The following is a 20,900-nucleotide window of genomic DNA, read 5'->3' as shown; positions in this document are numbered from 1 at the left end:
AATCAAGAGTGCTTATAGTTTTACTGATAAGCTCGATACTCAGCCAGAGAGCGGTTTGGGTGGCAGTCGCCTTAATTCAACTTAAACGCCTAACCACGTATTGCCATGGACGCGTTCGTCTTGTCGCGTATCCAGTTCGCGGCTAACATCACTTTCCACATCCTTTTCCCGTCGATCACGATCGGCTTGGGATGGCTGTTGCTGTACTTCAAGTTCCGCTTCCAACGGAGCAAGGACGAGAAGTGGATGGAGCTATACTTCTTGTTCACTAAGATCTTTGCCTTGAGCTTCAGTCTGGGGGTCGTGAGTGGAGTGACTATGTCCTTCCAGTTCGGAACGAACTGGCCGGGCTACATGAATACCGTCGGTAACATTGCCGGGCCATTGCTCGCATACGAGGTGCTGACCGCTTTCTTTTTGGAAGCGAGTATGCTGGGGATAATGCTGTTCGGCTTCCGAAGAGTGAAGCCGTGGGTGCACAGCTTGGCGACGTTTCTGGTGGCGGCAGGCACGACTTTATCCGCTTTCTGGATACTGGCCCTAAACAGTTGGATGCATACGCCCACTGGATTCGAAATGATCGAAGGAGTTGCTCACGCAACTAGCTGGAAGGAGGTAATATTCAACCCATCCATGCCGTACCGTTTTGTGCATGCGGTGTTGGCTTCGGGGCTGACCGTGGCATTCCTGGGAGCGGGCTTGATGGCGTACAAACAGTTGAAAGGTGACAACGGTCCTGCGGCCCGGGCGGGCTTGAGGTCTTGTTTGTTCCTCGCAGCTGTGCTGGCGCCGCTGCAGTTGTTCGTAGGGGATCTCCACGGAACGAATACGCGGGATCATCAGCCTCAAAAGCTAGCCGCTATGGAAGGGTTATGGGAGGGCGGGGAGGGCGTGCACTTGACGCTGTTTGCATTGCCGGACGAAGAGGCTAGGGAGAACCGCTTCGAAGTTTCGATACCCAAGCTGGGAAGCCTGATCGTCACCCGCGACCTGAACGGTTATGTGCGAGGTCTCAATGCGTTCGAAGGCGAGCATCCGCCGGTGGCACCGGTTTTTTGGGCGTTCCGTGTGATGGTTGGGATGGGGATGTTGATGATTTTATCTGGGCTTTACGGAGGCTGGATGCTTCTGAAGAAGCGGGAGTTGCCACGGCGGTTCTTGCAGCTGCTCCAAGCTATGACTTTTGCAGGTTGGGTGGCGACGGTAGCCGGTTGGTACGTGACCGAGATCGGTCGCCAGCCGTGGTTGGTGCAAGGAGTGCTGAAATCAAAGGACGCGGTGGCGGACCTGCCTCCGGCGAACGTAGGGGCCACGCTCGCAGCTTACTTGGTAACTTATGGAATATTGCTAGTGGCCTATATGACCGCTGTGTTTTATCTGACCCTACACGCGAAGCGGTCGGGAGATGTTAACCGCAAACCGAATCCGACATGAATGACCTAATGCAGGATGGGGCTTGGCTGCCGTTCGTTTTCGCCTTCCTAATCGGGCTTTCGATGCTGTTGTACGCGGTGCTTGATGGGTACGACTTGGGAGTTGGTTTGCTTTCACCTTTCGCTCCGCGGTCGAACCGAGATCGCATGATTGGCTCCATCGGTCCGTTTTGGGATGCCAACGAGACTTGGCTGGTCCTAGGAGTGGGGCTTTTGCTAGTGGCGTTTCCGGCGGCCCATGGGCTGGTTCTAGGGGAGCTTTACCTACCGGTGGCATTGATGTTGATCGGGCTCATATTCAGAGGGGTTTCGTTCGACTTTCGTAAGAAGGTGGCACCGGAAAAGCAGGCGCGTTGGGACCGGATTTTCTTTCTCTCATCCCTCGTGGTCGCCTTGAGCCAAGGCTATATGGTTGGCCGCTTCGTGGTGGGGTTCCAGCCGGGTTGGGTGAGCGAAGTGTTTTCGATCTTCTTCGGCTTTCTCGTGGTAGCGGGGTACGGTTTGATGGGGGCGTGTTGGCTGATATTGAAGACAGAGGACGAATTGCAACGCTTTGCAGTCAAGTGGGCGCGATTAGGTATTTGGTCGATGGTGGCGGGGGCGGTCTTGAGCAGCATCGCGGCTCCGTTCGTGGATACGAGGATCTATGATCGAATGTTTGCGTTTCCGGAAGCGACGCTGCTGATCGCGATGCCGCTGGTCTCCATGCTGCTCACGGTGATAATGCACTTCTTGCTCGGAGCTTTGCCGATGCCGGGTGATCGATTGTCGGCTATGCCATTTGCGATTTCGGTTTCGATTTTCGTGCTCGGTTTCGTGGGGCTAGTATACAGCTTTCATCCCTACATCGTGCCCGGTCAATTGCGGATAGTAGAGGCAGCTGCGGCTCCGGAGTCGCTCAAGGTAATCTTGATCGGAACAGGAATCGTATTCCCATTCCTCATCGGATATACGATTTTCGCCTATCGAGTTTTTCGAGGGAAGGCCACTGACTTGAGCTACGATTGAGGAAGACCGAACATACCATTTTTAGATACCGATTCCTGTTTCGTATCAGCTATTTGGTGATAGTCGGTGTTGAAATTACAATTCGTGTTCATCGCCAATGCAAGGCCGAGCCTCGCTTTTGAGTTTTCGGGATCAATCTCGAGCGCTTCGGCAAAGACGTATGCCGCTTGTTCATAATATTCTAGTCCGATCTCCTTTTGCGATAGTTGCATCAGGGTGTGCCCGCGTTCTACAAAGTCTTCGGGCGATGCGAGTAGGTGGCTCCCGATGGCGAGGTTGCCGGACGCGGTAAAGAGGCCAGTGCGTGAGGTATTGAATGTCATGGCGTATCTAATTCCTGGATATTTGTAGTATTAATGAGACGGACGGCGGTTGGATTATGATCTTGATGCGCTATGAGTTGTAGGATCCGGAGGTCGGCTGTTTGGGCGAAGGGTTGGATTCGCCTTTATCGTGGATATTCGCCCGGCTCGGGCGACCGGATCCTCGATTCCGCGCAAATGCATCATTTTCTTCGTATTGGTAGAAAAAGCGCATTTGTTAGGGATCCGATGACGTTGTGAAGACGTATGTTTGAGAAAAGCCTCCTCTCTTTTTTGTGAATTTAAAGTCCGAACAACTTTCCGATCTGACGGATGCCGACCTATTGCAGGAATCGGGCAAAGGTAGCCGAGATGCATTTCGCATTCTTTATCGACGTATTTCCAAAGCTCTCTATTCTGCTGCTTTTAAGTTCACCGGAAATGGTGCGGACGCTGACGAACTCATGCAGGAGACTTTTCTAGAACTTTGGAAGCAGGCCCCGAAATATGACGCGAGCCTAGCTCAGCCGTTGACGTTCGCATCGAGAATCATTCGCAACCGAGCCATCGACCGTATTCGTAAGAAGACGCGTCGAGGGAGAATCGTGGAAGATTCCAAGCAAGACATCCTGGAATTGACGCAGAGCGCACCTTTGGCGGGTGCATTCGAGAACCTACGGGCAAGCGAAGCTGCTCAGGTTGTACGCAAGGCGTTCGACGTCTTAACGGAAGATCAACGTCAAGTCTTGCAACTAGCTTATTTCGGAGGGCTCTCGCAGAGCGAAATAGCAGACCGGGAGTCGCAGGCTTTGGGCACCGTCAAGTCGAGGATCCGTAGGGGCTTAGAGCGTTTGCGGGTAGAATTGGAGGGCAAGCTATGAGTCGCGACGAGCTTCAAGAGCTAGCTGCACTCTATGCCGTCGACTTGCTCGAGGGAGATGAGTTGCTCGCCTTCGAGTCAGAGTTGGATCGTAACCCCGAGGCGAAACGAGCCGTCGAGCGCTACGCTGAGACATCCGATCTTTTGGCTTTGACGGCTGATGAGGTTGAACCCCCGGCGGATCTCGAAGAGCGGATAATGGGAATGACCGACCAATCTGAAGAACCGCTCATGGCTTCTGGAGGAGACGCCGACGCTGCCATGGAGACTAAGGTCGTTGGAAATTCTTTTTCCTGGATTCCTTGGGGTCTGGCAGCGGCTTTTGCTATCACAAGTTTGGTTCTCTGGAATCAACGGACTGATATATCTCAACGTCTAGCGTCGTTACAGGCTGAATACGCTCATCGGGTAGATTCATTGTTAGTCTCGCATCTTCAGGAAATGAACGATCTCGAGGCAGAATTGCGGCAGTTGGAAAGCGACGGAGCACTGCAAAATCTTCGAATCGCAGTCCTCAAGTCTCAATTAGAGTCGGCTCCGAACGCTCAAGCTGTGGCGGTTTGGAACGCTTCGCAGCAGTCGGGTCGTTTGACTGTCTCGCAATTGCCCGCGTTGTCCTCGGATCAAGACTACCAACTTTGGATTATCGATCCAGCTTACGAGTCACCGGTTAGCGCTGGAGTGTTCAACACGAACGAGGAGGGCACCCTTGAATATGCGTTCTCAGGTTCCGAATCCATAGCGGACATCGACGCTTTCGCTCTCAGTTTGGAGGCCAAGGGTGGCAGCGACACGACGCCGAAGGGCCCGATCATTTTGATGGGTAATTAGACTGTACCGAGCCGATATTGATAGAGGGTTGCCAGATAGGCGCTCCCTGGGTTGATTCGCGATCGATGAATCGAATCGATAGGCTGATGGGTACGATGCTACTGTTGCAGAGCAGGCGGGTTACGCGTGCGGAAGATATTGCAGCTCATTTCGAAATCAGCCTGCGTACTGTCTATCGAGACGTGGCAGCTTTGAGCGAGATTGGGATCCCGGTGATCGCGGAAGCGGGCGTGGGCTACTCGCTGATGAAAGGTTATCTGTTGCCGCCGATCATGTTTTCGGAGGACGAGGCGGCAGCTTTAGGAATGGCAGGCTTAGCTTTAAGCAAGACAAGCGATCCGTCTTTGGATGCCTCCATCCAGTCTGCGCTCCTCAAGGTGAAGGCAGCCTTGCCCGATCGGCAGAAGAGTAGATTGGAACGGGTGGAGGAATCCGTGATCTTCGGGTGGAGCAGCCATGCACCTAAGCCGGACGGATGCGTAGCTCGCCTGGTAGACCTGCAAACGTGCCTTGCGGAGTCGCGTGCTTTGCGAATTGCCTACCAAGGCGGTGGGCGAGGCGAGGTAACGAAGCGAGACGTAGAGCCTCTGGGCTTAATCCACTACCTCGACTATTGGCACCTGATCGCATGGTGTCGTTTGCGAAAGGATTACAGGGATTTTCGTATCGATCGTATCCAAAAAATTGATATTTTAGACAGAAACACGGAACAGCACGGAAACTTCAATTTGCAGAAGTATTTGGAGAAACAGCACGACCGTACCGAGAGCCTGGAGGTGAAGATATTTTTCAAGACAATTTCAGTGGGACGGGCGCGTCGCGAGTGGTCGCTTGGCTTAGTGTCTGAGCATGAGGTCGAAGGGGGGAGTATCCTCGTATTGGCTACGAAAGCCTGCGACTGGATGACGGGCTGGCTCCTCTCATTTCAAGAGAACGCTACTGTGCTTGAGCCAGAGGAGATGAAGCATGCTTTAGCAGAGGAAGCGCGCAAAGTGGCCGATCACCATGCGATTCGAGTGACTTGCAATTGAGCCGATCACCGATTGCGAGAGGATGTCTCGCTTCTAAGGAGTAAGCTTTGCAGAGTTGAAAAAGAGGGGGGGGCTGCTCCAACCGGTCCGTTCTTGCGGATTTACTTGCTCGCTGGCTCAGCTTGTTTTCAAATGCGTCCTTATTTGTAAGCGAAAACCAATCTACTCTTCCCAAAAGATAATGAAAAAAAGTCCTTTCCTGTTCTGTATTCTGAGCCTTCTCGCGGGAGTTCCTGCTGCATTTGCGAACCATAATGAAGAGGGCGGGCACGATCACTCGCCTCTCGAAGAGGAAATGGAGCATATCGGGGACGCCTGGAAGTTGGTCCGTCGGGCGATTCGCGACCCTGAGCAATTTTCCGCTGCTGCTGAGCAGGTTGCAATTATGCTCGAACACGCGAAAAAGTCGCTCGATCTGGAACCGAGTTTGCTGGCCCAACAAGAGGGCGATGCCGCCAAGAAGGAATTTTTGGAAGGTTACCGAAAGGGAATGAAACAGACCATCACTTTGCTTGAGGAATTGCATGCGGCCTTGGAAGAGGGCGATGCGGAGGCTGCTCAGAAGACTGTCGGCAAGATCAACGATGCCCGCAAAGAAGGGCATAAAGCTTACAAGCCTGAAGACGAAGATTGATCGGAACGCTCGCTCTTCGAGACTGCCTAAGTATTTACATCCCTGCTGCTCTCGAAGCGGCAGGGATTTTTTTGCTGTGCAATGGACTCCGCGGGTGCGGGTGTCCGTCTTAGCTAAGAACCGCGTCGAGACGAGCAAGCATCGGTGACGGAAAATGTAGAAATACTTCATCTCTGCTGACATAGGGTTGTCAGCGGCGAAGTGTATAGTGGCGGCGATATGAAAAACCGCACTGTTACAATCACTGTTTCCGCTTCGGTCGACGAAGTGTTCTCTTTTCTCTCCAATCCAGAAACCTTGCCGCTTTGGGCTGTGAGCTTTTGCGGGTCGGTCCACAAGAAGGACGAGCGTTGGACTATCCGAACCCCGCAAGGGGGCGAACTCGCTTTTGCAATAGATGCTGATCGCTCGAGCGGATGCATCGAGATGTTGGCGGGGCCAACGCTTGAATTGGTGGAGAGCTTTCCGATGCGCGTCTTCAAGGCGGACAATGGGCAAACCGCTGCTTCATTTACCATGTTTAAGTCGCAGCGTCCTGATATGACGGATACGCTTTTTGACCTGCACTATCGCGGACTCGTTCGCGAAGTAGGGACTTTGGTTGAGCGCTTTGGTGGAGGAGATCTGAGCTCTGGCCTGCCAGATGAAGCGAAGCTCTGTATGGGAATCGTGAGCGATAAGCTATCGGAGACGCGCGATTTCTACGTATCCTATTTCGGCTTCAAAGCGGTGTTCGACGCTCCGTGCTATCTGCATCTGCTCGGCCCCGAAGGTGAGCAGTTAGGGGTCATGGCGAGCGCTTCCGAAGCGGGGCAACCGGAGTTTGAGGCCGCGACTGCGGGTGATGGATTGTGGATCTCGCTGACGGTGGAATGCGTTGATGCTGCTTTTAGTCACCTCAAGGCTGAGGGACTGCTCTTTCGTGAGGAACCGACGGATCAGCCCTGGGGAGAACGTACCTGCGTGACAGTCGATCCCAATGGTGTATTGATACACTTGAGTCAGCCCATTGGATTGATGGACGATTCGCTGAAACAGTACGTGCGCGAGCCCGGTGCTGAGCTGGTTGTCTAGTTTTGGATTGTAAGCGAAACTTGGATACTCGACTTTGAGATTCGAGAGTCTGGAGTAACGTCGTTTAGGATATGAGTGGCGTTCACTCCAAGGCAGACTTGTTCGTTGAGCTTGCGCTCGAATTTTGCCGAGACGATTCCGGTTTGTTCGTGGGAGCTAGCCACGGTATTGCGGCCTGGACTTCCATCGCGGTTTAGCGAGGCATACTGCGCCTTCCAGGTGAGTGAGTTCAGCGGACCAATTTCGTGCATGCCGCCCAATGTGAGGAGGCGAGAGTCATTGTCGGTGGATGCTCCGATCGCGTTGCCGCGGTAGCGATAGCCGCTCTGGTAGATACTGTGATTGTATGCAGAATTCGCGAAGCGATCATCTAGGAAATCCATGGTGGTGTCGCTCGCTTCTAGAAAGATCCGTCCGTTGGACCAGTCGGTGTTGACGGGAGTCTCAACGCCGAAGAGGCCGATCTTCCGGGAAGGGAATCCGCCTGCTTCGTCCTCGCCAATAAGTTGGCCGTAGAAAGTGACTGATTGGTCGGCGAATCGGGTGGTCCAGCGAAGGTCGATACCTCCGAGCTGGTTTCCGGGTTCGTTGGAACCGTCGAGTTCGATCCCACCGTCACCTACGTTATCGTTGCCGAGGATCAGGTCTTTTAGGCTGTCCCAAGTTTCGGGCCGTCCGTCTCCTCCCCATTGCGCCGTACGGGTGAGCCCGACCTCCAAAGAATCGATGGGCTTGAAGGTGAAGCGAGCCCCGAGAAGTTTAGCTTCTGGTATGTGGCGGTCACTTTCTAGCTGGTTGGCGAATGAGCTGAAAGACCAAGGACCGAGCATGCGGAGCACAGGGAGGTTGAAAGCCTTGGTGGTGTTCCGATTGAGAAAAATTCCGGGACTGGGACGAGCGTTGTTGGAGAGGATGAGGCTGCCCTGCCATCCGGGTCCCCACCATCGGTCGACTGCCCCGGCTCCGAATTGCCAGTTCTTTAAGTCGACCGCTATGTAGCTGCCGTCGAGTCGCACTTCTTTGTCGTCCAGAGGATTGTCGACGGCGGAGGCTTGAAGGTGGAAGGTGAAGAGGCCGACCTGTTCCGAGGACTTGAAGCGAATCTCTCCCTGTTCGCGGAAATCGTCGGCGAAGCCCCGCAGTTCTTGGCGGCGGTTGCCGTATTGAATGACTGTTGAGGCTGAGGCAGTGTTAAGCAGTCTTTGTTGGAGAGCGTTCAATGACTGGGATTGCTCCGCCGTAAGCTCGTCTTCGTTGAGGCTAGCGATGCTTGAGGCGATCTCTTTGTCGGACAGGGGCCAGGTGGTGCTGAGAGTATTGATGACTCCTTCGTCGACCAGCAGCTGGAGATGGTGTCGGAGTGCTTCGTCGCCGGGCTCGATTGAGTTTTTGGCCACCAATGGGGTGGAAACCAGAAAAAGGGCAGCCACGACGGAATTGAAATTGAAAAGGGTGCGCGATGGGATTGGATCGGCTTTGAAAGTCATAAGATGACGGTTAAAGAGCACTATTCAGCTCAGTGGAAGCGCGTTTTTTGGATTGATGGAATCTAGAATACGTCGACAGCTTTTTGGGTGGTTGCCCTAGCTATACTGAAAACTCGACATTTTCGCTCTGAAAGCTATCCCGCCTGCATGAGTACGGAAAAATCACTGGTCGTAGCCTACTACAAGTTTGTCGATCTGCCCGATTTCGAAGCCCGCAAAGAGCCTCTACTGGAAGTGTGCGAGCAGCACGGCGTGAAGGGAACTATCCTGTTTGCCCATGAAGGGATCAATTCGACGATGGCAGGTTCGGAAGCGGGCGTGGAGGCTGTGCTCGCGTATCTGCAGTCGGATCCTGCGATCGGAGAGTTGACGGTGAAACGTTCTTGGGCGGACGAGTGTCCGTTCTACCGAATGAAGGTCCGACTCAAGAAGGAAATCGTACGTCTGGGCTTGCCCGAAGTGAACCCGAACGATCAGGTAGGTGAGTACGTGCCGCCCGATAAATGGAACGAGCTGATCTCCGACCCAGACGTTGTTCTCGTAGACACCCGCAACGACTACGAGTACGAGATCGGCACTTTCAAGGGCGCATTGGATCCCAACACGAAGTCATTTCGTGAATTTCCTGACTACGTAAAGAAGGAGCTCGCCGATAAGAAGAACAAGAAGGTGGCCATGTTCTGTACGGGGGGAATTCGCTGCGAAAAGTCTACATCCCTCTTGCTCAAGGAGGGTTTTGAAAAGGTCTACCATCTGGAAGGTGGAATTCTTAACTATCTTGAGAAAGTCGATCCCACGGAAAGTCTTTGGGAAGGGGATTGTTTCGTTTTCGACAACCGCGTGGCTGTGGATCACTCGTTGCGGAAGGGTGACTACGAAATGTGTCGTGCGTGCCGCCATGCTTTGACGGAGGAGGAGACCAAGTCCGAAAAGTACGTCGAAGGTATCAGTTGTCCTCATTGTTTCGATACGTTATCCGAGGAACAACGCATCCGCGCCGCGGAGCGCCAAAAGCAAGTCGAGATCAGCAAGGCTCTTGGGCGAAAGCATATCGGTGCGACCTTACTCGAGCGCGAGCAGTGGCGCGAGATGAAGCTCAAGGAGCGCGAGGAGGCGAACCGAAAGCAGCCTGAGTGCGGGTGTGGCGAGTAGAGTCTGGAGTGAAGCGGCATTGATCTTACTGTAAGGGATTCTAGGGTCTCGGAGTTTAGGGGAACGGTTGGCAGTGTTTGCTGTCAGGATACGCACTGTTACTCTTATGAAATCCCGTACCCTTTTGTTTACTCTGGCGCTTATCGTCGGAGGCGTTGCTGGCGTATGCGCTAGTTTTATATATTTTCGTTCCTCTCCGGATAAGATGGAGAGTGTCGCGTTAGACGAGGAGCCGATGTCCAACCACTTTACTAAGGAAGTAGAGGTGGAGGAAGGTGTTTAAAATTTGAATACGTCTGGTTCAGGCAATTCGGACCAACTCTCTTTTGACGAGCGCGTGGCGTTGGCGATGTCCCATGGATCGGCTCGTCGGAAGGCGCATGAGGGTGAAAGGCTTTTTGAGTCCATGACAGCGGAGGAGGCTCCTGCTATTATGGCGAAGATAATGGATGTGGCAGACCCAGTGAGCGTGGCGGATTGCTGCAGCCATTTTTCGTGAAGTGAGCGGAGCTCGACGGTCCGACTGCTTATTCCGTATCTATTGAATTGGATTGGCGGAATCGCCGTGACGGCATGTCAGCGGCTTTGGCAGGTTGGGTGCAAACGGATGTACATGCGGCTTGGAATGTGGCGATTGGGTTTTTGAAAGAGTCTTCGGGTATGATGGACATTTATCTCACTCGTGGGGCGACAGCGGAGATGGCGAAGCAGGATCCAGATACGCTTTTGAGGCTTTATGCGGGTGATCGCGCGAATCAGAAGTACGCTACGTTTGGGCGATTTCTGATAGAAGCAGCGTTTGAAAACGGTGAACAGGCACAGCTGCTTGAAAAGCTCAGGATAATCGAAAACTCGGAGGATCGGAATAAGTGGGTAAGTCAGATTTTTTAGCGTTGGGGAACTTTGGATACGGAGGCTCCATTGGATGCTCTGTCCCAGATGAAAGATCCCGAGGAGGCGAAACGAGCGCTGGAAGGATTTTTGCGAGGTTGGGTGGAATCGGATCGGGTGGGGGCTCTTAACTATGCGTTTGATAATCAATCCGATCCGGCAGTGGAGGCTAGCTTCGCATCGATGCTTCAGCGATCGTTTCAGAATGGGAGTCGGGAAGATAATGATAGCCTTGTCACGCGCTTGGAGTCTGAGGGACTTTTAGAGGGAGTCGCGATGGAGATTTCAAGACCACTTGTATTTATGCAGCCAGAAATCGGGCTGCGTTTGGCTGAATCGATAAAGGACCCTCAAGATCGTCTGCAACAGCAGCAAACAGCGATCGGTAGCTGGGCTAGGAGAGACTATAACAAGGCTCGGGATTATTTCGATGGATTGGAATCGGTGGAAACGAGAGCGAAGCTTCTTCCCTCGCTGAGCGGGACGCTTGCGTCTCGTAGTGATGGAGGGGCGCAGCTTGTATCGTTGATGGAGAGTATTCCTGAGGGGAAGGAGCGGTCTGAGTCGATAGAGACAATACTGACGAATGCGACTCGACCTAGGGCCAAGCTAAGTGACGACTATATTGAAGGGCTGCAGGCGCTTTTAGAAGCCGAGCCGGAGTTGTCGGAAAAGGCGAAGGCATTGCGTGGCAAGTTGCCTATGCCGAAGCTGTAGTTGAATCGAGGTTACGTTTTGTATAGGGATGCCAGCTCAGTTGGCATTGAGATGCACTAGCTCTGCATTGATGGCTGCGAGCAGGAGGTCGAGCTTGATAGGTTTGCTAACGAAGCCGTTCATTCCGCAGGATTCACAACGTTTGCGGTCAAGTTCGGTAGCGCCCGCCGTCATCGCAATGATCCGCGGCTGGTTGTCTGGCGCAAAGTCAGAGCGTATTCTCTCTGTTGCCTCAAATCCGTCCATTTCTGGCATTTGGGCGTCCATTAAGACAATGTCGTAGCGCTTTTTCTTGACCGCCTCGACCGCCTCCAGGCCGTTGACAGCGGTATCCGCCTTGTATCCGATCTTCTTTAGCATATGCTTGGCGACCTTGATGTTGATTGGATTGTCATCGACGACGAGCATGCTGATTTCGTCGTTTATCTTCGTGATCGTATTTGTGGGCGATGATTTTTGAGAGATCGCGGGTGGTTTGTATCCGCAGAGTGTGGCCGTGGTTCTTAGCAGGGTTCCTTGGCGAACGGGCGTTTGTATGTATTGGATTTGGTGACCAAAGCTAGAGCTATCGGTTTTGATAGTGGAAGCGTTGTTCGTCATGATGATCAATCCCGCTTCTTTGCATGACTTTAATCTGTGAATGCGTTCCAGCAGGCTTAGTGCCTGGAGTCCTTTGGGGTTTTCTGAGCACCACACGATATCGAAAGGGCTGTTCGCGTTTGCTGCGAGCTCTATTGCCTGATTGGCAGTCGACGCGGAGGTAGTGTTGATGCCGTAGTTGGCTGCCAACTTTTCGAGTGTGGTCAGTTCGCCCGGTGAGCTATGAACAATCAGCAGTCGCTTAGAGAAGAGTGACTGTAGGTGAGGTTCTGAGCGGGTATCGTCTTCAGTGGAGGGATATTGTATGGTAAAGCTGAATACGCTTCCTTTTCCGGGCTCACTTTCGACATGCATGCTTCCGCCCATGCGAGTCGCTAAGCTCTTCGATATTGATAGTCCGAGGCCTGTCCCTCCATAGCGTCTTGCTGTGGAGGCGTCTACTTGAGTGAAGGCATTGAAGAGCTTCTTCAATTTAGGTTTTGGAATACCAATTCCTGTATCGTGAACCTCGAACCTTAGTGAGTTCTCGGATTCCTGCGCATGGCGGGCAAGGTCTATTCGCACCTCACCACGTTCGGTAAACTTGATGGCATTGCCGACTAGGTTGACAAGAACTTGCCGGATACGGGTCGAATCTCCTAGCCCTTTTGCCTTGATGTCTTTGGAGATTCGGTAGTGGAGGGCGATTCCCTTTTCGCGAACCGTTGGGCCGAAAAGCTCTACGACGTCTTCCAGAGTGTCTCGAACGTCGAAGGGTACATTTTCAATTTCTAGTTTGCCCGCCTCTATTTTCGAGTAGTCGAGAATATCATTTATAATGGTTAAGAGCGACTCGCTTGAATTGCGGATTGTGGATAGGAATGAGCCTTGATCGGGATTGAGAGAAGTGTCGGATAGCATGCTGCACATTCCGATGATACCATTCATTGGCGTGCGGATTTCGTGGGACATATTTGCGAGGAAGTCTGACTTGGCTTTGTCAGCCTCTTGAGCTTTCTCGGTGAGTCTCACTGACTCTCGAAGCGACTCTTCAAGCATAGCGTTCTTCTGACTTAGATCATCCGCCTGACGCTTCACTTCAGCGGTTTGCTTGGCTACTTGTCTTGCGAGATTGGCGTTGCTTTGTCTGAGCCTTCGACTTCTGTAGCGGAATGAATACGCGATGAGCATGGCAGCGACGGTTGTATAAAGAGCGTATGCGTAGGCATTGTCGTAGAGTGGAGCCTTGATCGTGAAGGCGTAGCTCTCGATTTCGCCAGATTCACCATAGTCATTCATGCCGACTACGTGAAAAACGTAGTTCCCAGGGGAAAGGTTGGTGAACTCTTTGTAGCGTTGCGAGGAAAAGGTCTCCCAGTCTTTTTGGTATCCTTCGAGAAAAACCTGGTATTGATTTAAGTTAGGTGTTTCGAAGTTCTCTAGCGCGTATTCGAATCTTAAGGAATTCTGGCTGTGCGGAATAGAAGCTTGGGATTTCCCGTTTTTGAGTGATGACTTATTGATGGGATCGCCAGTGGATATATCAAGAATACGAGTTATTCGGGTATGGAACTCTTTGATTTCAGGCGGATCGTGAGAAAGGGGGGTCCGGACGACGCCGAAACTGTTGGCCACCCATATGTAGCCTGCATCTTCGACAAGAAAAGCCTGGGCACGGTGGTTTGAGCCGCGTGCGAGGTTTTTCAATCCTTTGGCGTAGTCACCGGGAGGGAGGTCGGTTAGGGTGCCGCTGACAGTATCTTGTCCGACGATTAGATTATAGTCTGGATCGGATATTAGGGTCTCGAAAGTCGAGAAGAATTCATCACCGTGAATATTGTTCCAATCAGTGAGTGATTTGAACGAATTGCTGGATTTTTCGAATGTGAAAAAGCTATCTTTTTCACTTCTAACTATTATCTTTCCATTGCGTTCAAAAAGTCGGGATATCTTTTTATTGATATCGTAGCTTTGAATGGATTCGATTGTATCATTAAAGACTATGCGTTTGATTGAACCTAGGCTATCGAGCAGCCAGATATTGTTGTCTTCATCCAACTCTATGGAGAGATAGCCAGATGAGAGGGCAGGCTTAGATAAAAATGATGAATTCCAACCCTCTTTATTTTTTTGTATGGTAGTGAGTGAGTTTTCAGAAAGGGCGATGAATGTCTCTGGATTTTGTCTAGATTGAATGATTCTTTTTGTGGCGATAGAATTTATCTCTGTCAGTTGGCGGAACTCGTCCATAAAGTATATTCCGCTCTTTCCGGCGATAAGCATGCCGTTGTGAGTTGGTAGAAGATAGTTGCTTGATGGAAGCTCAGTTAGAAGTTTGAAAGCAAAGGGAGTAGTATCTTCGTTTTGTATATATTGGTATATTCCAATAGGTGTGCTAAAGAAGATTACTCCATTTGATTCGACGATTTGCTGAACTGAACCTTCGATTCCGAAGGAGTGGTTGTAGAGAGATACTTTTGAGATTAGATCTACTCTGAAGAGCCCAGCATTGTGAGCGAGCCATAGAGATCCATCGTTTGCGACGTAGGCTCTTCGCAGGCTTCTCGTCTTTATGTTGGCGAATTGATCGATGGTGTAGCGAAACTCGCCTTCGAGACTAAATACGATAAGACCTAGGTCTCTCGTCGTGGCAACGAGCAGCTCTTCGCCAAGGGCAGTGAGCGATTCGATCGAGTGAATCCTCTCCTCCAGCTCGCGATCGATTTCCAGGGGCGATATTGTTTGACCATTCCAAAATGCGAGTTTGTTGGACTGGTCTATGAAAAGAATTCGGTCTGCGGACAGTTTGCAGTGAGCTCTGACGTTGATATCTGAATACACGTCCGACGCTAGCTGCAGGGGTTCGAACTCTCCGTCAGGGAGGAGATTCGTGAAAAGCGATTCGCTTGTGAGGGCCTGAAGCTGCCCATTCAGTTCGAAGATACTCTGGATGCTTCGACAGGGGAGTTTCCAGATTGTGGTTTGATTATCAGAGGAAAGCCGGGCGACCGAAGCGCCGTTGAGAAGGAGTAGATCACCGTTGGCTGCGACGAGCGCTGGGGTCCATATTCCAGATTCGGCGCTGGGATTTTTTATTTTGTCTTTAAGGCTATTGAATTTGAAGGGGCGCTCTCGATCGACCGTGATGGACCCGAAGTCCTCGGTGGTACCGATGTAGATAAGGTCATTTGATCCGAACAGGACGCGAACAATCTTTCCTAGAGGCAGAGTGTCGATCCGATTCCAGTCTTCTCCATCGCTGTAAATGAGCTCCGAGTCCGATGCCACGTAGAGTCTGCCGCTTGGGTCTTCACCCATGTCGACGAAGGAGTGTGTCCCGAAAATGGTCTCTGGAGGAATGTGCGAGACGATCGGGCTTCCGGTGCCGTCGTATCCTGAGCTCTTCGCTAGAGCTAGAAAGAGAAGAAGGATAGACGTGGCTACGTGTTTAAGGCTATGTCCAAGTTCGATGGGCATCTGAGTGGTCGATACCCCTATCGTCAGAATCCCTCCTCTACTGAATGTAAACCCCGAGTTTCCTTCAGGGTGAAATGAGACTTAGACATCAGAAATCGCTTCATCTCCAGAGAATACGGTCGATTCCAGCAATGACTGAAAAGACCGCACACCGCGTTTGTAACGTAACGATTTCCTCAGGATGAACCGAATCCTATCTCTCACAACTCTTCTAGGCTGCCTTCTGGCGGTGAATCTTCACGCGGGATTTCGCGGGAAGGACCTTCAGATCGGCGGTTTCGTCAGCAATGGCTATCTGCAGTCGTCGCACTACAACTACCTGGTAGATTCCGAGGATGGATCCTTTGAGTTCGTGGAGCTTGGCCTGAACGCGTCGTGGACATTGCAGGATCGTACGACTGTCAACGGGCAGCTTTTCGCGTTTGAACTGGGGCCGTACGGGAATTTCGAGCCTTTGGTGGATTACCTTTTTGTTGACTACAATTTCAAACGGGAATTCGGGCTTCGAGCCGGGCGAGTAAAAAGGGAAGTTGGAGTCTACGCTCATATTCAGGACATAGATGTTTCGCGAGCTAGCGTACTGCTCCCGATGGGGATTTATGACCAACGTTTTCGTGATATCAGCGCGTCTCTAGATGGTCTATCTGCATACGGAAATCTGGATCTTTGGAAGGGAGCCTATCTAGACTACAATATTTATGGTGGGATAGTAGAACTTCAGGAGGACGGAGGCGTAGCGGGCCTAGCTTTGACTTCTGCTTCACGAGTTGCTGACAACCTAAAGGTAGAATTTATTGATTCTAAATATAATTACGGCGGTCAGCTTTGGCTTAGTCCGGGATTGGACGGCTTGCGAATGGGCTTTAGCGTGACGCAATTTATGGACATGTCTGCCACGACTTTGGGTACGGTACCGCTGGATGCTCAACCAAGCTATTTGGCAGGTCTGCCTTTCCGAAGTGAATTTGAAGACTACGACTTAGTGAATACGACGGCTTCCATAGAGTACTTCGTAGGAGAATGGAATTTCGTGGGCGAGTATCTTTATTCGGATGTCAGTTTGTTTGTCATTTCCGATATAGCGGGCGTGTTCACTACAAGGGAAGATACGAGAATTAAAGGGGATTCATTTTACCTAAGCGCCGCTAGACGGTTTGACCGTTTAGAAGCTTCGGTCACCTATGTAGAATACTATGAAAACCGCGACAATCGAAAAGGTATTGGAACGCTTAATCCAAGTTCAGCCTATAACAAGGATTTGCAGTTTTCGATTCGGTACGATGTGACTGACTATTGGAGCCTTAAGGCTGAAATTCATGATATTAAAGGAACAGCCAGGCTGTTCAATGAATTGCAGCAGAACCCCATCTTAGATGAAGAAGCTTGGACGCTGTTTGCAGCCAAGAGTACTTTTTCGTTTTAAGCACAGTGGAATATTATCCCATGAAACGCTCACTCCCAAAACTGTTTTCTTTAATTCTTGCGATCGCTAGTTTCGGTATAGGGATAGCGTCAGCTTCCGATATTGTAGCGAATCTTAAAAACGATGAACCTTTGAACAAGGAGCAACTAAAGCTGATGCTCACAGGTAAGGAGAAGTTTTGGGAATCCGGTTCGGAAGTGGTTATTGCCATTTTGAAGTCGGATCCAGCTGTGGATGGCGCTCTTGCGGAGTATACGGGCATGACATCCAATAAGTTCAAAAACCACTGGCAACGCATTGCTTACAGCGGTCGCGGGAAGATGCCCCGTATGTTTTCGAATATTGAGGATCTAGTAGCGTTCGTAAACGCGAACAGAGGCGCGATTGGGATTGTGTCCGAGGAGGTGTCGTCGTCAGAACTACGTCGAATCAATCTTGGAGTCTACAGTCGCAACAAGTGGGCCGCCTTGTACGCTTTGAATAGATAGGGAAAGCGGGGCCCTTCGAAAGCTTAGTCCTGGGAATTGTACTTGGGGTTTCGGGTGCCGCCGTAGAGTTCGTACTCGAGGAGGCGGCATTCGATGGGGCCGTTGTAGAACTCGATCTTACGCTTTGTTTTCAGGCCGACACGTTTTGCGAGGGTTTTGTTACCGGTGAAGATGTAGCCCCAATAGCCGGGGCAGCGTTGCTTGAAGAGGTCGCCGATGGTCTTGTAAGTTTCTTCGAGTTGGCGTTGCTCTCCGAGACGCTCGCCGTATTCAGGATTCAATACAATGGTTCCGGACTCCTCAGGGATTGGTGCTTCGCGGAAGTCGCAAACGCGGAAGTCGATGAGGTGGGAGACACCAGCCTTCTTGGCATTGGTTTCGGCGGCACGGATGGCTTGGCGGTCGATGTCGGAGGCGATGATCGGAAAAGGGAGAGAGTCGGGGATGCGCTTGCGGACTTCGGCTCTTATTTCTTGGTAGCGTGCGTTATCGAACGGTTTGAAGTGTTGGAATGCGAACTCGTGGCGTAGTTGTTGCCCGGGTACATCGGATGCGAGCAGTGCAGCCTCGATGGCTAGAGTGCCGGATCCGCACATGGGGTTGAGGAAAGGGGATGCTTTATCCCATCGCGTAGCAGCGATGACCGAAGCGGCAAGGTTTTCGCGCATGGGCGCGGCTCCTGGCATAGCTCGATACGAGCGGTTGGAGATAGGGATTCCAGAGGTATCGAGGTAGATGCAGACTTCCTCCTCATGCCAGTAAAGGAAGATGACTCCGCGGTCGCGCTCGTTCCCTGAATTAGGGCGGTCCCCTGTGACTTCGCGCATGCGGTCGACGATCGCGTCCTTGAGGCGAAGGTTGGGGAAATTTGTATTCACCACGGTTTCGTTGCGGACGGAGGATACGATCGAAATGTAGGCGTCCTCAGCGGGGATCCACTCTTCCCAAGGCATGCGAACCGCTTGGTGATAGAGGTCTTCACCGTCGCGGGCAGTGAAGTTGTCGACTTCCCAGAGAACGCGCAGGCCGGTTCTTAGGGTCAGGTTAAGACGGATACAGTCTTCGTATGTTCCTGAAATAAAGACGCCGTTTGAAACGAGGGAGGTTGGTTTGTAACCTAATGAGTCGAGTTCTTCGGCCAAGTATTCAGCGCAGGCTTTAGGACAGGTGACGAGGATAGTGCGTTTGTACATGGAAATCGATTATCGCTTGATGAAAGGGATGGCAGTGCCGGCTTCGGAGGTTTTGCTTCGATGTTTTCCGTACTCACTGCGGATTTGAAGGTGGAAACTCTGCATTTGAAAGGGCGAAACTTTGGGTGCAGAGTAGGAGAAGGGCGAGGTGTTTCGATCTTACTTTGTATTTTGGAAAACGAGGACCGTGTTTTTTAGAGCCTTTACTGTAACTGTAAGTGGACTTGTTTGACGTCGAATCCTCCATTCCCATGTCTGCTCCCGCTTTGGGATGCAGCAACTGTTCATCAATCTAACCTTCATCTTTGTTTTCGAGGAAAGGGACGATCGCTCGGCTGGACCTAACCCTGCGACTGGAAGACCGCTATGCTCAGTAGGTTGAAGCGTCTAGGCTGTTACCGTGCTGGCGTGCTGCCAATTGGTACAAGTTGGTCCGCCCTTCCTAGAGCAGGAACCTTTTCAGTGTGTTCTTCACAATAGGGTGATGAGACGAAAAAACGCCCAGTTCGTACGAGCTGGGCGTTTGATATTTAAAGGGTTTGTATCGAGATTTCGACTACTTCTTTTTGGCTTCTTCGCGTTCGTGGGCAGCCTTGATGACTTCCTCTGAGACGTTACGAGGGCAAGGTGCGTAGTGTGAGAACTCCATGGAGAACTGGCCGCGACCAGAAGTCATAGTACGGAGCGAACCGATGTATCCGAACATTTCGGATAGCGGTGCGTCTGCCTTGATCTGTACGCCAGTTGGAGTGGAGTCCTGCTCTTTGATCATGCCCCGACGACGGTTGAGGTCACCGATGACGTCACCGATGTTCGCTTCTTGTACGAAGACGTCTACTTTCATGATCGGCTCGAGGATCTGTGGACCAGCTTTCGGCATGGACTGGCGGTAGGCCGCTCTGGCTGCGATTTCGAAAGCGACTGCAGAAGAGTCGACGGGGTGGTAGCCACCGTCTGTGAGGGCGACTGTGACGTCGACTACAGGGTAGCCGGCGAGGACACCGCGATCGACGGATTGCTTGAAGCCCTTTTCAACGGCTGGCCAGAATTCCTTAGGAACGTTGCCACCAACAACCTTAGATTCGAACTGGAAGCCGGAACCTGGCTCGCCTGGTTCGATGGTGTACTCGATCTTACCGTACTGGCCGGAACCGCCAGACTGCTTCTTGTGCGTGTAGCTGTCTGCGATCGGGGTTGTGATGGATTCGCGGTAGGCGACCTGTGGCTTGCCGACGATAACTTCAGCTCCGTAAGTGCGCTTGAGAATGTCCACCTTGATGTCGAGGTGAAGCTCGCCCATGCCCTTGAGGATGGTTTCGCCGGAATCTTCGTCGGTCTCAACGCGGAAGGATGGGTCTTCCGCAACCATCTTGCCGAGGGCTACGCCAAGCTTTTCCGCATTAGCTTTGTCCTTCGGAGTGATGGCGATGGAGATAACGGGGTCTGGAAAGACCATTGGCTCTAGGGTTGCAGGATCGTTTTCGTCGGCGAGCGTGTGACCAGTCTGAACGGTCTTCATGCCGAGGAACGCTACGATATCGCCTGCTTGGCAGGAATCGACTTCGTTGCGGCTGTCTGCGTGCATCTCGACGATGCGGCCGATGCGTTCGGTCTTGCCGGTGAAGGTGTTCAGCAGCGATGAGCCTTTGGAGATAGTGCCGGTGTAGACGCGGAAGAAGGTGAGTGCGCCGTATTTGTCGTCCATGATCTTGAACGCAAGAGCACGGACAGGTCCCTTCGGATCGACGATTGCGAACTTGCCGGTTTCGTTACCCTCTGCATCCACTTCTGGCTGCGGCTTTACTTCGGTTGGGTTTGGCAGGTAGTCGACGACGCCGTCGAGTACGTTTTGCACACCCTTGTTCTTGAAAGAAGAACCGCAGTAGGTGGGGAAGAAATCGAGGGCGATGGTGCCCTTGCGGATGCACTTCTTGAGTCCTTCGATCGAAGGCTCGTTGCCTTCGAGGTAAGCTTCCATGAGCTCGTCGTCTTGTTCGACGGCAGTTTCGATGAGCTTTTCGCGCCACTCTTCAACGGCATCCACCATATCTGCTGGCACGTCTTCGAGCTTGTAGTTTAAAGGATCACCGGATTCGTCCCAGACCCAAGCCTTGCGGGTGAGGAGATCGACGACTCCTTTAAGTTCGGATTCCTTACCGATTGGGAGAACCATGACGAGTGGGCGCGCGCCGAGGCGATTCTCTACTTGCTTAACAACGCGGTAGAAGTCGGCGCCAATACGGTCGAGCTTGTTGACGTAGATGATACGGGCGACTTCAGAGTCGTTGGCGTAACGCCAG

At 52.0% G+C, this 20,900-nt stretch carries 18 protein-coding genes; 13 read left to right on the top strand and 5 right to left on the bottom strand.

From position 1 onward, the window contains the following. Window positions 1-105 precede the first annotated feature (105 nt). Window positions 106-1,434, top strand: a complete 1,329-nt coding sequence (locus QEH53_RS14685) for a cytochrome ubiquinol oxidase subunit I (RefSeq protein ID WP_309023970.1) — start codon at window positions 106-108, stop codon at window positions 1,432-1,434. Then, window positions 1,431-2,441 carry a cytochrome d ubiquinol oxidase subunit II gene (locus QEH53_RS14680; RefSeq protein ID WP_309023969.1) on the top strand — a complete coding sequence of 337 codons (1,011 nt, stop codon included), beginning with the start codon at window positions 1,431-1,433 and terminating at the stop codon, window positions 2,439-2,441. Before QEH53_RS14685 ends, QEH53_RS14680 begins: the two co-directional genes overlap by 4 nt. Here the strand turns inward: QEH53_RS14680 and QEH53_RS14675 are convergent. After that, window positions 2,432-2,764, bottom strand: a complete 333-nt coding sequence (locus QEH53_RS14675) for a tetratricopeptide repeat protein (protein WP_309023968.1) — start codon at window positions 2,762-2,764, stop codon at window positions 2,432-2,434. The genes QEH53_RS14680 and QEH53_RS14675 overlap by 10 nt on opposite strands. A gap of 275 nt (window positions 2,765-3,039) precedes the next feature. Between QEH53_RS14675 and QEH53_RS14670 the strand changes: the two genes are divergently transcribed. The 5 genes from QEH53_RS14670 to QEH53_RS14650 all read left to right on the top strand — a co-directional run bounded on the left by QEH53_RS14670 (window position 3,040) and on the right by QEH53_RS14650 (window position 7,193). Then, on the top strand, window positions 3,040-3,624 hold the full coding sequence (locus QEH53_RS14670) for a sigma-70 family RNA polymerase sigma factor (RefSeq protein WP_309023967.1): 585 nt from the start codon (window positions 3,040-3,042) through the stop codon (window positions 3,622-3,624). Continuing rightward, on the top strand, window positions 3,621-4,454 hold the full coding sequence (locus QEH53_RS14665) for an anti-sigma factor (RefSeq protein ID WP_309023966.1): 834 nt from the start codon (window positions 3,621-3,623) through the stop codon (window positions 4,452-4,454). The genes QEH53_RS14670 and QEH53_RS14665 overlap by 4 nt, the downstream gene beginning before the upstream one ends. 65 nt (window positions 4,455-4,519) lie before the next feature. Further along, window positions 4,520-5,485, top strand: a complete 966-nt coding sequence (locus QEH53_RS14660) for a YafY family protein (RefSeq protein ID WP_309023965.1) — start codon at window positions 4,520-4,522, stop codon at window positions 5,483-5,485. A gap of 181 nt (window positions 5,486-5,666) precedes the next feature. After that, entirely contained in the window at window positions 5,667-6,119 is a 453-nt protein-coding gene (locus QEH53_RS14655; RefSeq protein WP_309023964.1) for a cytochrome b562, read from the top strand. Between the two features lie 219 nt (window positions 6,120-6,338). Beyond that, the gene (locus QEH53_RS14650; protein WP_309023963.1) at window positions 6,339-7,193 is read left to right on the top strand and encodes a VOC family protein; all 855 of its coding nucleotides are present in this window, start codon (window positions 6,339-6,341) and stop codon (window positions 7,191-7,193) included. Here QEH53_RS14650 and QEH53_RS14645 read toward each other — a convergent pair. Continuing rightward, window positions 7,190-8,680 carry a capsule assembly Wzi family protein gene (locus QEH53_RS14645; RefSeq protein WP_309023962.1) on the bottom strand — a complete coding sequence of 497 codons (1,491 nt, stop codon included), beginning with the start codon at window positions 8,678-8,680 and terminating at the stop codon, window positions 7,190-7,192. The two genes, QEH53_RS14650 and QEH53_RS14645, sit on opposite strands and share 4 nt — an antisense overlap. A gap of 147 nt (window positions 8,681-8,827) precedes the next feature. Here QEH53_RS14645 and QEH53_RS14640 point away from each other — a divergent pair, with 147 nt between their 5' ends. The 4 genes from QEH53_RS14640 to QEH53_RS14625 all read left to right on the top strand — a co-directional run bounded on the left by QEH53_RS14640 (window position 8,828) and on the right by QEH53_RS14625 (window position 11,440). Continuing rightward, window positions 8,828-9,832, top strand: coding sequence for a rhodanese-related sulfurtransferase (locus tag QEH53_RS14640; RefSeq protein WP_309023961.1), 1,005 nt, complete (start codon window positions 8,828-8,830; stop codon window positions 9,830-9,832). 106 nt (window positions 9,833-9,938) lie between these two features. Beyond that, the gene (locus tag QEH53_RS14635; RefSeq protein ID WP_309023960.1) at window positions 9,939-10,115 is read left to right on the top strand and encodes a hypothetical protein; all 177 of its coding nucleotides are present in this window, start codon (window positions 9,939-9,941) and stop codon (window positions 10,113-10,115) included. Between the two features lie 263 nt (window positions 10,116-10,378). After that, window positions 10,379-10,723, top strand: coding sequence for a hypothetical protein (locus QEH53_RS14630; protein WP_309023959.1), 345 nt, complete (start codon window positions 10,379-10,381; stop codon window positions 10,721-10,723). A 48-nt stretch (window positions 10,724-10,771) separates the two neighbouring features. After that, window positions 10,772-11,440, top strand: coding sequence for a hypothetical protein (locus QEH53_RS14625; RefSeq protein ID WP_309023958.1), 669 nt, complete (start codon window positions 10,772-10,774; stop codon window positions 11,438-11,440). Between the two features lie 36 nt (window positions 11,441-11,476). Here the strand turns inward: QEH53_RS14625 and QEH53_RS14620 are convergent, their stop codons facing one another. Further along, on the bottom strand, window positions 11,477-15,496 hold the full coding sequence (locus QEH53_RS14620; RefSeq protein ID WP_309023957.1) for a response regulator: 4,020 nt from the start codon (window positions 15,494-15,496) through the stop codon (window positions 11,477-11,479). Window positions 15,497-15,725: 229 nt separating this feature from the next. On the opposite strand from QEH53_RS14620, the gene QEH53_RS14615 reads away from it, so the two are divergent. After that, window positions 15,726-16,919, top strand: coding sequence for a hypothetical protein (locus QEH53_RS14615; protein ID WP_309023956.1), 1,194 nt, complete (start codon window positions 15,726-15,728; stop codon window positions 16,917-16,919). Between the two features lie 20 nt (window positions 16,920-16,939). After that, a complete protein-coding gene (locus QEH53_RS14610; protein WP_309023955.1) occupies window positions 16,940-17,407 on the top strand; it encodes a hypothetical protein in 468 nt (155 codons plus the stop codon). Between the two features lie 23 nt (window positions 17,408-17,430). Here QEH53_RS14610 and QEH53_RS14605 read toward each other — a convergent pair whose 3' ends face one another. Both QEH53_RS14605 and fusA read right to left on the bottom strand, forming a co-directional pair. Beyond that, window positions 17,431-18,600 (bottom strand): hypothetical protein, encoded by a 1,170-nt coding sequence (locus tag QEH53_RS14605; RefSeq protein WP_309023954.1) that lies wholly within the window; start codon window positions 18,598-18,600, stop codon window positions 17,431-17,433. A gap of 556 nt (window positions 18,601-19,156) precedes the next feature. Further along, the coding region (fusA, locus tag QEH53_RS14600; RefSeq protein ID WP_309023953.1) for an elongation factor G at window positions 19,157-20,900 on the bottom strand (1,744 nt) is incomplete at its 5' end.

Origin of the sequence: Pelagicoccus sp. SDUM812002 (genome assembly GCF_031127835.1) — a bacterium.
Taxonomy (GTDB): domain Bacteria; phylum Verrucomicrobiota; class Verrucomicrobiia; order Opitutales; family Opitutaceae; genus Pelagicoccus.
Note: the sequence above shows the minus strand (reverse complement) of the source record. Positions and strands in the feature narration are given on the sequence as shown.